The 12706-nt window shown below is 71.8% G+C and carries 13 protein-coding genes; 8 read left to right on the top strand and 5 right to left on the bottom strand.

Annotated features, from left to right (window positions below; translation table 11 throughout):
- Positions 1–349 precede the first annotated feature (349 nt).
- Complete coding sequence (locus tag ACMGFI_RS06310; protein WP_436908223.1) at positions 350–1156, top strand: HVO_0234 family beta-propeller protein; 807 nt, start codon at positions 350–352, stop codon at positions 1154–1156.
- 36 nt (positions 1157–1192) lie between these two features.
- Here the strand turns inward: ACMGFI_RS06310 and ACMGFI_RS06305 are convergent, their stop codons facing one another.
- Complete coding sequence (locus tag ACMGFI_RS06305; RefSeq protein WP_436908222.1) at positions 1193–2593, bottom strand: endonuclease/exonuclease/phosphatase family protein; 1401 nt, start codon at positions 2591–2593, stop codon at positions 1193–1195.
- A 198-nt stretch (positions 2594–2791) separates the two neighbouring features.
- On the opposite strand from ACMGFI_RS06305, the gene prs reads away from it, so the two are divergent.
- Complete coding sequence (gene prs, locus ACMGFI_RS06300; protein ID WP_436908220.1) at positions 2792–3643, top strand: ribose-phosphate diphosphokinase; 852 nt, start codon at positions 2792–2794, stop codon at positions 3641–3643.
- A 91-nt stretch (positions 3644–3734) separates the two neighbouring features.
- Positions 3735–3917, top strand: a complete 183-nt coding sequence (locus tag ACMGFI_RS06295; protein WP_436908219.1) for a hypothetical protein — start codon at positions 3735–3737, stop codon at positions 3915–3917.
- A gap of 3 nt (positions 3918–3920) precedes the next feature.
- Here the strand turns inward: ACMGFI_RS06295 and ACMGFI_RS06290 are convergent, their stop codons facing one another.
- Both ACMGFI_RS06290 and ilvD read right to left on the bottom strand, forming a co-directional pair.
- The gene (locus ACMGFI_RS06290; RefSeq protein WP_436908218.1) at positions 3921–4232 is read right to left on the bottom strand and encodes a HalOD1 output domain-containing protein; all 312 of its coding nucleotides are present in this window, start codon (positions 4230–4232) and stop codon (positions 3921–3923) included.
- Positions 4233–4460: 228 nt separating this feature from the next.
- Positions 4461–6212, bottom strand: a complete 1752-nt coding sequence (gene ilvD, locus ACMGFI_RS06285) for a dihydroxy-acid dehydratase (protein WP_436908217.1) — start codon at positions 6210–6212, stop codon at positions 4461–4463.
- Positions 6213–6404: 192 nt separating this feature from the next.
- On the opposite strand from ilvD, the gene ACMGFI_RS06280 reads away from it, so the two are divergent.
- Both ACMGFI_RS06280 and priL read left to right on the top strand, forming a co-directional pair.
- On the top strand, positions 6405–7016 hold the full coding sequence (locus tag ACMGFI_RS06280; RefSeq protein WP_436908215.1) for a cell division protein CdpA domain-containing protein: 612 nt from the start codon (positions 6405–6407) through the stop codon (positions 7014–7016).
- Between the two features lie 157 nt (positions 7017–7173).
- Complete coding sequence (gene priL / locus ACMGFI_RS06275; protein ID WP_436908848.1) at positions 7174–8310, top strand: DNA primase regulatory subunit PriL; 1137 nt, start codon at positions 7174–7176, stop codon at positions 8308–8310.
- A gap of 79 nt (positions 8311–8389) precedes the next feature.
- On the opposite strand, the gene ACMGFI_RS06270 is transcribed toward priL, so the two are convergent.
- Positions 8390–8917 carry a DUF7472 family protein gene (locus tag ACMGFI_RS06270; RefSeq protein WP_436908213.1) on the bottom strand — a complete coding sequence of 176 codons (528 nt, stop codon included), beginning with the start codon at positions 8915–8917 and terminating at the stop codon, positions 8390–8392.
- Between the two features lie 209 nt (positions 8918–9126).
- Between ACMGFI_RS06270 and ACMGFI_RS06265 the strand changes: the two genes are divergently transcribed.
- Positions 9127–9789 (top strand): SWIM zinc finger family protein, encoded by a 663-nt coding sequence (locus ACMGFI_RS06265; RefSeq protein ID WP_436908212.1) that lies wholly within the window; start codon positions 9127–9129, stop codon positions 9787–9789.
- 557 nt (positions 9790–10346) lie between these two features.
- Here the strand turns inward: ACMGFI_RS06265 and hjc are convergent.
- Complete coding sequence (hjc, locus tag ACMGFI_RS06260) at positions 10347–10868, bottom strand: Holliday junction resolvase Hjc (protein ID WP_436908211.1); 522 nt, start codon at positions 10866–10868, stop codon at positions 10347–10349.
- 271 nt (positions 10869–11139) lie between these two features.
- Between hjc and ACMGFI_RS06255 the strand changes: the two genes are divergently transcribed.
- Both ACMGFI_RS06255 and ACMGFI_RS06250 read left to right on the top strand, forming a co-directional pair.
- The gene (locus ACMGFI_RS06255) at positions 11140–11796 is read left to right on the top strand and encodes a TetR/AcrR family transcriptional regulator (RefSeq protein ID WP_436908208.1); all 657 of its coding nucleotides are present in this window, start codon (positions 11140–11142) and stop codon (positions 11794–11796) included.
- Between the two features lie 82 nt (positions 11797–11878).
- Entirely contained in the window at positions 11879–12607 is a 729-nt protein-coding gene (locus ACMGFI_RS06250) for a TetR/AcrR family transcriptional regulator (protein WP_436908207.1), read from the top strand.
- Positions 12608–12706: the final 99 nt, after the last annotated feature.

Raw genomic sequence — 12706 nt, 5'->3', positions numbered from 1 at the left:
CGCTCACTGCGTTCGCTCCGATGCTCATCCCTCGCGCGGCTATTTCGAGCGGCCCGCCAGGAGGCGGGCACGCTCGACAGCGCACGCCGACCGCGCCGCAACCGCTCACCGCAACTGTTCACCGCAACAGCTACCGCCTGTACTGAGCATCCGCGCGCCGCAGGCGCGCGGTTCTACGCGGCGAGTGCGCGAAGCGCACGAGCAGCGCCTTTTTCACCCATGTTTTTGGTCCGGGGGTTCTCCGCAGGGAGCGCAGCGACCGAGGAAACCCCCGGTCGAAAAAGATGGTAACCAGATGGTCGAACGGATGCGGCGGCAGGTTTTCACGGGCGGGCCGCCCACTCCCGGTATGAGCGCCATCGAGGAGAAGCGGATGTACGGCGACCGCCGCGAGGAGACGGTCGCGTACCTCGCGACCGGGCAGGGCGTGGCGACCGTGCGTGTCTCGGGCGACCAGGTGGGCCGGTTCGGCCTCGCCCGCCGCGGGTCGGCCCGCGACGTGGCGACGACCGACGGCGCGGTCGTCGTCGCCACCGACGAGGACGTTCTCGTCGGCCCGGACGACTTCGAGCCGCTGGAGTTCGGCCCGGCGGTCGCCGTCGGGACCGACCGCGGCGGCGACGCCCTCGCCGCCGGCGAGTCGGGACGGGTCGCTCGCCACCGCGACGGCGAGTGGACCGACCTGGGGACCGTCGGCGACGTGCGGGCTATCGCGGACGGGTTCGTCGCCGCGGCCGACGGGGTCCACCGCGTCGACGGGGACGGCCTGGTGAACGCGGGGCTCGACGCCGCGCGTGACGTGGCGACGGCCGAGGGCGTCCCGCTGGCGGCGACCGACGACGGCCTCTACCGGCTGGGCAACGGCTGGCTCCGCGAGCGCGAGGGGGCCTTCCGCGCGGTCGCCGCCGGCGGGGGCCACGCCCACGCCGCGACGGCCGACGAACTGTTCGAGCGCGGCGGCGACGCGTGGACGGCCGTGGACCTCCCGGTCGACGAGGCGGTCGCCGGCGTCGACTACGGCGAGTGCGTCTACGCCGTCACCGGGGCGGGTACCTTCCTCGTCGAGGCCGACCCGGAGACGACCGCCGACGGCGCCGGCGGCTGGCGCTCGCGCTCGCTCGGCCTCCCCGACGTGGCCGCGCTCGCGGTGGTCTGAGCGGCCGCCGGCCGGCCCGGCGTGACCGACGGGCCGTCAGTCCCCGTCCCCGTCGCGGCCGCGCCCGACCGTCCCGCCGACGAGCGCCGCGAGCGCGGCGAGGGGGCCGAACCCGGTCCCCGTCCCGTCGGTCGTCTCGGCGGGCGCGGTCACCGGGGCGGTCCGGGTGGGGGTCGCCGTCCCCGTGGCCGCGTCCGTTCTCTCCGCGGTCGGGCTCTCGGCCGGCGTCCCGGACGGCGATGCGGTCCCCGTCGGCGTCCCGGTCGCCGTCGACCGGGCGGTCGAGGTGGGGGTCGGCGTCGCGGCGCCCGGGAGGTCGACGGTCGCGGCGACGCCCGCGTGGTCGGACGGCCAGACGGTCACGTCCTCGCCGTCGACGGTCGCTTCGACGCGGTCCTCGGGGTCGGCGCCCAGCCGTTCGACCGCCCGCGGCTCGGCGCTGTCGGTCGAGAGCACCGCGTCGACGCGCTTCGAGAGCCGCGAGCGGTCGTTGCGCAACCGCGACGGCTGACAGCAGGTGTCCCCCGGCTCGTCCGGCCGGACCGCGGTGTGGGCGTCGGTGAGTTCGGCCGTCACCGCGTCGTAGGCGGCTGTCGGTCCGCCGGGGCCGCTGTTGAGGTCGGCGCCGACGACGACCGGGCCGTCGGGCAGGGCGTCGACCAACTCCTCGGCCTGGCGCTCTCGGACGCGCGAGGAGGCCGACTCCAGGTGCGTCGACCCGAGCGTGACGGGCGCGCCGTCGAGGGTCGCGTCGACAAAGCAGTAGCCCCGCCGGAGGGTGACGCTCCGGTCGGTGCCGAACAGCGGGAAGGTCAGCCGCTCGTCGTAGCGGCCCGAGCGGGCGTCGCGCGCGTCGACTCCCTCGCGGACCAGCAGCGCGACCCGGTCGGTGAACCCCACGTCGACCCGCCCGTCGTCGGTGTCGGCGGGCAGGCGCACGTCGGTCGTGACCGCCTCGGCGGCGACCTCGTAGGGCCGGCCCCGGTCGGCGAGCGCCTCGACCACCAGATCGAGCAGGTCCGCGACGGTCTCGCCGTCCGCGGCGGTATCCCCGGTGGCGGTGCCGTCCGCGGCAGTAGCGTCGTCCGCTGCGCTGTCGCGCGGGATCGACCGGAGGCGGGCGGCCTCCTGGAGCGCCACGGCGTCCGCCTCGGCAGCGACGATCCCGTCGGCGACGGCGCCGGCGCGGGCCGCGTAGGGGTGGTGGCGGGCGTCGGCCAGCAGGTCGCCGGCGATGGTTCGCACGTCTTCGAGCGAGCGGGCGTCGAACAGGGCGAACAGGTCGACGCCGAGGTAGGCGTTCCAGGTGGCGACCGTCGCTCGCGCGGGGGCGTCGCGGGCGGAGCCGGCGGCGAGACCGGCCAGGCCCGTCGGAGCGGCCGCGAGGCCCGCGAGAACCGCGCGGCGGGACGGCTGCGAGTGCGTCGTGGAGGGCATCCCGCGGGGGTTGCCGCCCCACCCCCTTGACGGTGTCGCGAGGCGGCCCGGACGACCGCGGTCGGGGCGGCCGGGGCGGCCGAGGCGAAGCGGCCGGGTGGTGGACCGCGCCGGGACCGCCCGCGGTGACCCGTCGACGGCGGGCGACCGGCCGGTGCAACCGAAACGGTGTTTACCGGCGAACGCGACCCCCCGCACATGATCGTCAGCGGGTCCGCGTCACAGGCGTTCGCGGCGGCACTGGCCGACGCGACGGGTCGGGACCTGGCCGCCGTCGAGTACGACCGCTTCCCCGACGGCGAACTCCAGGCCACGGTACCGGAGTTCGCCGCCGACGAGGCCGTCGTCGTCGGGTCGACCGTCTCGGGGGACGCCCACGTCGAACTGCTCCAGCTCCAGGACGCCGTCCGCGAGGCCGGCGCGAGTGAGGTGACCACCGTCCTCCCCTACATGGGCTACGCGCGCCAGGACCGGGCCTTCTCGGAGGGCGAACCCGTCTCGGCTCGCGCCGTCGCCCGGGCCATCTCGACGGGGACCGACCGCGTGCTCACGGTCAACCCCCACGAGCGCGCGGTCTGTGACTTCTTCACCGTCCCCGCCGAGCCCGTCGACGCCGCCGGCCGCCTGGCCGACCCGCTGCCCGACGAGCTGGCCGACCCCCTCTTTCTCTCGCCCGACGAAGGGGCCGTCGACCTTGCGGCGACGACCCGCGACGCCTACGGCCGCGGCGCCACCGACTACTTCGAGAAGGACCGGGACTACGACACCGGCGAGGTGACGGTCGAACCCAGCGACGCCGCGGTCGCCGACCGCGACGTGGTGCTGGTCGACGACATCGTCGCGACGGGGTCGACGATGAGCGAGGCCATCGCCGTCCTCGCCGAGCGGGGCGCCGCCCGGGTGTTCGTCACCTGCGTCCACCCGATGCTCGCCGCCGACGCCCGGACGAAACTCGAACGCGCGGGGGCGACGGCCATCTTCGGCACCGACACGATCGAGCGGTCGGTCAGCGCCGTCAGCGCCGCCCCCGCCGTCGCCGACCGGCTCTGACACCCCACCGAGCCTGCCCGTCCTCGCGGGCACGTGTCAATACCGGAACTTATAAACTGAGGGTGCGCGAGTTAGCAGGTAACACGGTACGATGACGGGACACACGCAAGGCACGTCGGGTGGGTCGGACGGGCCGCCGCTGGGGACGCTCGACCCGGACTCGGTCGAGCGGATCGACGTCCACCTCGAACGCGCGCTCGACACCGACGACACTGCGGAGAAGGACTTCCACGTCCGCCACGCGAGACAACTGCTCGAAGCCTGTCGGGAGTGAGCGTCACTCCGGGGCGGTTCTGACCCGGATCCGGCCGTCGCCCGTGACGGTCACGTCCGCGCCCGCGTACTCGATCGTGACCCTGACCGCCCGCGGGTCGCCCGACCGGACGAGCATGTCCAGCGCGTCCGCGTCGACGACCTCCTGGACCGGCGGGAGCGTCGTCACGCTCCGGTTCGTGACCGCCGCGACCGCCTCCGCGACCGCGACGCTCGGCGAGTCCGCGCCGTCCCAGTCGTAGTGGTCGAACGTGACGACCTCGGCGCCGCTACTCGCGTCGGCCCCGTCGTCGCTCCCCCGCTTTTCGCCCGTCATCTCGCGACACCTGATCGACCATGCCGACCGGACGGATCTGTGACCGGCATTACACGTCGATACGGACCCGTCCCGCATATGCCTTGTGTGTCCAGATATCAGTCGTGAAATTAACGCTACGGTACCGCCAACCCGGCGCTGAACCGTCGAGCGGCCCTGACAGCGCACAGTCGTCGGTCGGATATGACTCCCGGTACTCCACCGGGAGAGCCGGCACCGACGAGTCGGCTATTCCCACTTCGCGCCGGGATTCGTGACGGCGCCGTTGGCGGCCGAGCCGAAGTCGCGGTGGTATTTGGCGAGGACACCGCTGTCGTACGTGGGTTCGGGGTCGTGGTCTTCGAGGCGCTGTTCGATCTCCTCGTCGGACAGATCCACGGAGAGTTCGAGTTCGTCGATGTCGATGGTGATCGTATCGCCGTCCTCCAGCGCGGCGATGGGGCCGCCGACGTAGGCCTCGGGGGCGACGTGGCCGATGGAGAAGCCACGCGTCGCGCCGGAGAACCGGCCGTCGGTAAAGAGCGCCACGTCGTCGGCGTGGCCCTGGCCGGCGACCGCGCTCGTGACGCCGAGCATCTCGCGCATCCCGGGGCCGCCGCGGGGGCCCTCGTTGCGGATGCCGATCACGTCGCCGCTCTCGACGCGGCCCTCCTGGACGTACTTCATCGCCTCGCTCTCCTCGTCGAAGATCCGGACCGGCCCCTCGTGGCGGCGGTACTCCTCGCCGGAGATCTTGATGACCGCGCCCTCGGGGGCGAGGTTGCCCGTCAGGATGCGGATGGCGCCCTGCTCGTTTTTCGGCTCGTCGACCGTGTAGAGGTAGTCGGCGTCGACGTCCTCGATGGCCGGCGGGTCGTACGCTTCGAGCGCCTCGGCCATCGTCTCGCCCGTGACGGTCAGCGCGTCGCCGTGCAGCAGGTCCGCCTCGTAGAGGGCGTTCAGCACCACGGGGACGCCGCCGACCTCGTGGAGGTCGTTCATCACCTTCTCGCCGCCGGGCTGGAGGTCGGCGATCTTCGGCGTGCGCTTGCTGATCTCGTTGAAGTCCTCGATGTCCAGGTCGACGCCGGCCTCGGCGGCCATCGCCAGCAGGTGGAGGACGGCGTTGGTCGAGCCGCCGACCGCGACCTGCAGGGCGATGGCGTTCTCGAACGACTCCCGCGTGAGGAAGTCGGAGGGCCTGCGCCGCGCCTCGACGACCTCGGTGATCAGCTCGCCGGCCTCGCGGGCCACCTCGTAGCGGCTCTCGTCCTCGGCCGGGGGGCTGGCGCTGCCCAGCGGCGCGAAGCCGATCGCCTCGGAGATGGAGGCCATCGTGTTGGCGGTGAACATCCCGCCGCAGGAGCCCGCGCCCGGGCAGGCCTGCTGTTCCATCTCGTAGAGTTCGCCCTCGGACATCTCGCCCTCGGCGACGGCGCCGACGCCCTCGAAGACGTTCTGGATGGTGATCTCGCGGCCGTCGTGCTCGCCGGGCATGATCGACCCGCCGTAGAGGAACACGGAGGGGAGGTCGGTGCGGATGGCCGCCATCATCATGCCGGGCATGTTCTTGTCGCAGCCGCCGATGGTGACGAGGCCGTCCATGCGCTCGCCGAAGCTGACCAGTTCGACGGAGTCGGCGATGACCTCCCGCGATATCAGGGAGGCCTTCATCCCCTCGGTCCCCATCGAGATGGCGTCGGAGATGGTTATCGTCCCGAACTCGATGGGCATCCCGCCGCTGTCGTCGATGCCCTCGTAGGCCGCGTCGGCCACGTCGTCGAGGTGGACGTTACAGGGCGTGATGTCCGCCGCCGGGTTGGCGACGCCGACCATCGGGGAGGACAGATCCTCGTCGTCGTAGCCCATCGCGCGGAACATCGCGCGGTGGGGCGCCTTCTCGACGCCCTCGGTCACTTCGGTGCTCGGCAGGTCGTCGGGTTTCCCCTCGCCGTCTCCGTCCGCGCCGTCGTCGCGGGGTTTCGGCTCCTGTCTGCTCATACCCCCGAATCGTCGCCAGCGACCTAAACCGTTTTCTACCGCGTGCGGGAGCGTCACGTCCCGTGCCCGAACCGGTTCGGACCTGCCGGCGGGTCACCTGGGGCCGACCGCGACGGTGCGACCGTACCTGACGACTGTCGTCTTGCGCGCGTCTGACGGGTAGTTTTGTAGGACGGGCGACAACGCTCGGCTATGCCCAGTCTCTCGGAGGCCTACGACGGCGGGGAGTGGACCGGGCGCGACCCGCGGCGCGTCTCGGCGGGCGGCGGCCTGTTCGCCGCCGGCGCGCTCGCCGTCGTCGCCGCCATCCTCGTGTTGACGACGGGGCTGGCCGCCGTCTTCGACGCGACGAGTACGACCGACGCCCGCCGCGTCGCGGGCGCCCTCGCCGGTCTGGGGATCCCGGCGATGTTCCTCGGCGTCGTCGCCGTCCTGCCCGCCAGCCGCCGCGAACGGCTCGGCGCGCTCGCCGGCGCCGCGCTGAGCGTCGCCGGCGTCGTCATGTACTGGCACGTCTACCCCCAGCGGTGGGTCGAGGCCAGCGACCCGCTGGCGTTCCCGACCGCCATGCTGTACTTCGTCGGCGGCTCCGTCGCGCTGTGGTTCGTCCTCTCGGCGGTCGCCTCGTTCAAACTGCGCAACAACCCCCAGGGGACCGTCCGCCTGGAAGTGACCCGCCAGGGCGAGACCGAGGAGATCCACGTCACCCGGAGCGAGTACCAGCGCTACAAGCGAGCCGTCCGGGGCGAGGCGGCCAACAGCGAGGCCGTCGCCGAGGAACTGCGCGCGCTCCACGAGGAGTGACGGCCCGGCGGTTTCCAGCCGCCTCTCCGTTCCGCAGACCCCGGAGCGACGCGCGCGGCGACCGACGCCGCCCGGGCGCGACCGCCGACCCGCGGCGCCGCCGGACCGCTGACCGTCGGCTTTATTCGACGGTAGGGACAACGGGCGCTCGATGCGAATCGAGCCCACCCACGCCCGGTACCCCTGGCGGGCGGAGTCGCGCGAGGCGGTCGGCGAGGCCGGCGTCGACCTGGCGGCCGTCGTCGCCGACGACGACGCCGTCGTCGAGCGCGGGATCGAGCGCGTGGCCTGGGCGCTGGAGGACGGTACCGTCGGCGACGCTCACGACGCCGACCGGACCGAACTGCTCTCCTACCCGGTCGCGCGCGTCCTCGTCTCGCTCGTCGACGAGCACGTCCTCACCCGGAAGTACGCGCGGGCGGAGGCCGCCACCGCCTTCGAGCGGTTCACCGCCGACTTCGCCGACACCACCGAGTTCAAGGCCGCCAGCAACCCGCGGCTCACGCTCCCCGAGCTGCTCGCGGAGTTCGACCTGTCCGGTGCCGTGCGGCCGGTCGACGGCGCCCTCGGTGACGGGTCGGCGGTCGTCAGCGACGGGGCCTCCCGCGAGTTCCGCGTCGAGGTCGGGACCTACCTCGATCTGGCCGCCGATCAGCGGGGCGACGAGTGGCGGCTGGTCAACCGGGCGCTGGCCGACGGCGAGGTGCTCGTCGACGGCGAGGAACTGCTCGCGCTCTGCCGGCAGGCCGTCCGCGGCCGCGTCGAGGACGGTCTGCCCCTCTCGGTTCCCGACCCCATCGCCGACGAACTGACCGACGAGGCCGAACAACTCCGCGAGCGGCTCTCGGAGTTAGACCTCACCCGCGACATCGACACCGTCGTCCCGGAACTGTTCCCGCCCTGCATGAAACACCTCCTCGACCAGGTCCAGAAGGGCGAACACCTCGAACATCACTCGCGCTTCGCCATCGCTTCCTTTCTCACCAGCATCGGGATGACGACCGACGAGATCGTCGACATCTTCCAGGTCAACCCCGGCTTCGGCGAGGAGGCCACCCGCTACCAGGTCGACCACATCCGCGGGGCGACCAGCCCCACCGACTACTCGCCGCCCGCCTGCGCGACGATGCAGTCCTACGGCGACTGCACCGGCAAGGACGACATCTGCACGGACGTGATCGACGAGTCCCACCCGCTGAACTACTACGAACACCGGCTGGACGAAGAGGACGAGGACGACCTGACCGACTGGCGCGAGGAGCGCGAGGAAGACGCCGAGGACGCGGAGGCCTGACGACGAGCGTGGCGAACGGTGGGTGCGGCGAGACGTGAGCGCGACGGGTGGCGAGCGCCGCCCCGGGGGGAGTGGGGCGCTACTCCTCGTCGAAGTCCGCGCGGTAGAGGACGAGGCCGGCGACGGCCATGACGAGGACGAACAGGCCGACGACGCCGACCATCACGAGCCCGCCGTCGGGCTGGAGGACCGGCGCGGTCGTCGCGTTGCGGGTGATGTCGCCGGTGACCTCCCCCGAGAAGTTGCCGCCGTCGGCGAACTGTCCCGAGACGGTCCCGGAGGATGTCCTGGAGTTGTTGGCGGGGAATTCGCCGACCACTGTCCCGTTGACTCCGCGGGTGAACGTCTCCGTGGCGCCGGGTACCGTCCCGTTCACGTCGCCGGAGACGTTGCCCAGTAGATTCCCGGAGACGTTGCCGCGGATTTCACCGGTGAACGCCCCCGTTGTCTCGTTCGTGACCTCCCCGGTTACCTCCCCCGAGAAGTTTCCGGAGATCTCCGCCGGTGCCGCGTAGGCCTGACTGACGAGGACCGCAACGCCGACGAACAAGACGACCGAGGCCGCCGAGATCCCGAGTTCGACGGCGAACTTCCGGTCGATTTCCATGGCCGTGGCTTTCCCCGGCCCGGCCAAAAGCGCTTCGAAGCGTCCGCTCGCCCGCCGCCGTCCGCCGGTCCGGCGGGGGCCGCGACGGCCGAGTCACACGATGGCTGGATTTCCGCTTCGCGCGCGCACACCCGCGACGGACTTAGGTGCGTTCGGGACCTACGTTTCGAGTGGACGCAGACGCGAGAATAACCAGCGTCCGAACGCCTATGTCCGAAACACGCACCCCTACCCAGGTCCGGAAGACCGCACTCGCACCGGACGTTCGCCGGCTCGACGAGCGGGCCGCGCGCGCCTGGACCGAGCGCATGGCCGTCCGCCCGCTGGGCGGCGGCCGCTACGCCGTCGACAGCGCGAGCGGCGCGACCTACGTCGTCGACCTGCCGGCGGGCTCCTGTACCTGCCCCGACCACCAGCTCCGCGGCGAGCGCTGCAAACACCTCCGCCGCGTCGGCATCGAGATCACCACCCGCCGCGTGCCCGCGCCGGGCAAGCGCGCCGCGGTCTGCGACGCCTGCGGCGTCGAGACGTTCGTCCCCGAAGAGGAGGGCCCGCCCGACCTCTGTCCCGCCTGCCGGCTCGAACCCGGCGATGTCGTGCGAGACCGGGAGGCCGACGACCGCCTCGTCGTCGCCCGCGTCACGCCGGCCCGGGCCGACGAGGTCGTCATCGAGGGCGTCGGCGAGACCGTCGCCGACTACGCCACCAACGAGGGCTACCCCACTGACGACCTCGTGGTCGAGGCGGTGTACCTCGGCGACCTCGCCCGCCGCGACTCGCCCCGCCGGTACTCGTTCCCCCTGTCGCGGCTGGAGCGCGTCGACGACGCCGAAATCGTCGACCGGAATCTGCGCGATCGCGTCACCGCCTGACCGTTTTTGTTCAAGGTGTCCCGAGTCGCGGGTTCGAGTTTTTTCGTGGAAGGGGCTGTACCAGCGGTCGCGCTCGACAGTGACCGTCGAGATCTCTCGGCGAACTCGCTACCAGTATCGGTGACCGCATTCGACAGCAAGCGATGAAAGCCCTCGCCGCGCTCGCTAGCTGGAGGACCGACCGCGAGAAACGGTGAGCGCTGAAAGCCCTCGCCGCGCTCGCGGTCGCTGAGCGGGATATCCGCGCTCTCCGCACGGCCCGCGCGGATAGTGCCCGCTCAGGCGACTAAACTGAACGCGAGCGCACCTCGCCCTTTCAGTCCGCCAGGGACTGCAACGGCCCTGCACAGCACCGCAGCGGGCCACGAACCTCCCCAGCCGATTGCGGTGCTCGTCGCAGGCTCCTGCGCTCCTCATCCCTCGCGCGGCTACGGTCGCGCGCATGAACGCGCGCTCCAGCGCGCGCCCACCACACCGCGACCGCTTTCCCCGTGCTGACCGCTCTCAGTCGCGCTGGCCGAACGCGTGTGTCGCGGCCTGTCCGGCCGGGAGCGCGCTCAGAGCATCTCGGCGGCTTCCTCCTTCGAGAGGTCGCCACGCTCGAAGGCTGCGAGCACGTCCAGCGTGCCCTGGTCGGGGCCGTCGTCGGCGACCTCCGCTAGGGTGACCTTCTCGGAGTGGCCGACGAGTTCGTCGAAGTCGACGCCGTGGGCGAGGGCGGTCTCCTTCTTGACGCGGTAGTTGCCGCCGTCGGTGACGTGGACGGCGTCGTCGCCGGGGTGGAAGAAGTACCAGTCCTCGCGGTCGAAGCGGACGCCGATGCGGGGTTTGGCGCCGAAGTTCCGCGAGAAGAAGAGGAGCGCCTCGATCTCCTCGCCGTCGAGGTAGATCGGGTCGCCCGAGGAGGACTTTGCCTCGATGGCGTAGAAGTCCTCGCCGTCGCCGGCCAGCACGTCGGGGAGTTCCCGCTCGGTGGCGCTCCCGCTGGCGGGCGCGCGCATGACGGCGAATCCCGCCGCGTCGAGTTCGTTGACGAGTTCGCGCTCGCGGCGGTCCCCCTTCGCGTTCGAGTTCGCCATCTGTCCGAAGATTGCCGACATCCGGCTAAAGGCTGTCGGGACCGGAGCGGAAGTGGTCGCCCGACCGCGGGACTGCTGGCTGACGTAGCACTCGCCGCGCTCACTCGCCGGGTTCGACGGTCGACGTCGCTCCGGGGGACTTCCAGCCGCCGTCCGACTCGTCGTACCCGACCATCCCCCCGTCGCGACCGCGCACGTGTCGACCGGGAGCCCCGGATTCTCACGGGTTGATCGGCAGCGCTTTGTGTGTCGACTGGCCATTCAGTCAGATATGTCGGGCGACGAGTCGACGCGCGCGGCGATCATGGACGCCACGTTCCGCGCGCTCGCGAAACACGGGTACGCGGACCTGACGGTCCAGGCTATCGCCGACGAGTTCGAGAAGAGCAAGTCGCTCATCCACTACCACTACGACTCGAAGGCGGATCTCATGGTCGCGTTCCTCTCGTATCTGCTCGACGAGTTCATCGACGAGGTCGAGGACGGCGGCCCGGACGACCCCCGCGAGCGGCTCCTGCGGATGGCCGAGATCGTCGTCCTGGGACTCGGCGACCGCGAGGAGGCCCGCGACTTCCACACCGCCCTGCTCGGAATGCGCGCCCAGGCCCCCTTCGAGCCGGAGTTACAGGAGCAACTCGTCGAGAACGACCGGCTCATCCGCGGCGTCGTCGCCGACATCGTCCGCGAGGGGATCGAGACCGGCCAGTTCCGCGCGGTCGACCCCGAGCGCTACGCCGCCCTCTTTCGCTCGACCATCGAGGGCGCGCAATCCCACGACGTGATCCTCGGCGACGCCGCGCCGACCGACGACGCGTTCGCCGGGATCGAGGAGTACCTCGTCGACGACCTGCTCGTCGCCGAGAACGCGGAACGGGGTCGCGGGGATGCCGACGGCGCGGCTGACGCGGCTGGCGACGACGCGGGCTGACCGCGCGTCACCGCTCGCCGGTCCCGACGCGGCGCTTCCGCGACCGTCAGCCATTTATTTGATTGAGTACTCAATCAAGAACATGACCGACGACGGTGCGGACGCGAGTGTACCGATCGAGGGCGACCCGCCGAGCGACGGGGACGGCGCTCCGGCGGCCGACGCGGTCGCGGAGGACACTCCGGCGAAGGACGCAGCCGCGGACGGCGGCGAGGAGCCCTCCACGGAGGCGGAGATCCGGTGGGCGGCGTTCGACGTGCTGGTCGACCGCGGCTTCGACGAGTTCACGACCCAGGCGGTCGCGGACGCGGCGGGCGTGAGCCAGTCGCTCGTCCACTACTACTACGAGACCAAGGAGGACCTCGTCTTCTCGATGTTCACCAACGGGCTGGACCATCTCGCCGACGAGGTCCGCGAGCGCGCCGACAGCGACGACCCCCGCGAGCGGTTGCTGGAGCTGGCCCGGTACATGCTCAGGACGCCGGACGACGAGGAGTTCGCGGAGACCGTCGAGTTCTCGCGGATGCTGCTGGAGATCGAGGCCCAGGCGCCCTACGACGAGCGGCTGCGCGAGGCCGTCGAGTACGACTCGGAGTTCCTGGAGGAGTTCGTGGCCGACGCCGTCCGCGAGGGGATCGAGTCCGGGCAGTTCCGGGCGGTCGACCCCGAGCCGTTCGCCGTCACCTACGTCGCGGCCATCCGCTCCGGGCAGAACCGCCGGGCCATCTTCGCCGACGACGAGCGTATCGAGCCGGTCCTCGACGGCGTGGAGGCGCTGGTCGACGACTACCTCGTGGAGGGCGGCGCGTGAGTCGGCCGCTCCGCTCGACCGCGGTCGGCCGCTCCCCACGCGCCAGCAGCGCCCGGTACGTCACACCCTCCCACACCTCCGGTAGCGATATGCGTCGGC

The sequence above is a fragment of the Halosimplex marinum genome (assembly GCF_051414075.1).
Classification (GTDB): Archaea; Halobacteriota; Halobacteria; order Halobacteriales; family Haloarculaceae; genus Halosimplex; species Halosimplex marinum.
This window is presented reverse-complemented; position numbering and strand designations above follow the sequence as displayed.

What these genes read in the sequence shown, in the direction of transcription:
- ACMGFI_RS06310 (WP_436908223.1), top strand. Translation starts at nt 350, where the DNA reads ATGAGCGCCATCGAGGAGAAGCGGATGTACGGCGACCGCCGCGAGGAG.
- ACMGFI_RS06305 (WP_436908222.1), bottom strand. Translation starts at nt 2,593, where the DNA reads ATGCCCTCCACGACGCACTCGCAGCCGTCCCGCCGCGCGGTTCTCGCG.
- prs (WP_436908220.1), top strand. Translation starts at nt 2,792, where the DNA reads ATGATCGTCAGCGGGTCCGCGTCACAGGCGTTCGCGGCGGCACTGGCC.
- ACMGFI_RS06295 (WP_436908219.1), top strand. Translation starts at nt 3,735, where the DNA reads ATGACGGGACACACGCAAGGCACGTCGGGTGGGTCGGACGGGCCGCCG.
- ACMGFI_RS06290 (WP_436908218.1), bottom strand. Translation starts at nt 4,232, where the DNA reads ATGACGGGCGAAAAGCGGGGGAGCGACGACGGGGCCGACGCGAGTAGC.
- ilvD (WP_436908217.1), bottom strand. Translation starts at nt 6,212, where the DNA reads ATGAGCAGACAGGAGCCGAAACCCCGCGACGACGGCGCGGACGGAGAC.
- ACMGFI_RS06280 (WP_436908215.1), top strand. Translation starts at nt 6,405, where the DNA reads ATGCCCAGTCTCTCGGAGGCCTACGACGGCGGGGAGTGGACCGGGCGC.
- ACMGFI_RS06270 (WP_436908213.1), bottom strand. Translation starts at nt 8,917, where the DNA reads ATGGAAATCGACCGGAAGTTCGCCGTCGAACTCGGGATCTCGGCGGCC.
- ACMGFI_RS06265 (WP_436908212.1), top strand. Translation starts at nt 9,127, where the DNA reads ATGTCCGAAACACGCACCCCTACCCAGGTCCGGAAGACCGCACTCGCA.
- hjc (WP_436908211.1), bottom strand. Translation starts at nt 10,868, where the DNA reads ATGGCGAACTCGAACGCGAAGGGGGACCGCCGCGAGCGCGAACTCGTC.
- ACMGFI_RS06255 (WP_436908208.1), top strand. Translation starts at nt 11,140, where the DNA reads ATGTCGGGCGACGAGTCGACGCGCGCGGCGATCATGGACGCCACGTTC.
- ACMGFI_RS06250 (WP_436908207.1), top strand. Translation starts at nt 11,879, where the DNA reads ATGACCGACGACGGTGCGGACGCGAGTGTACCGATCGAGGGCGACCCG.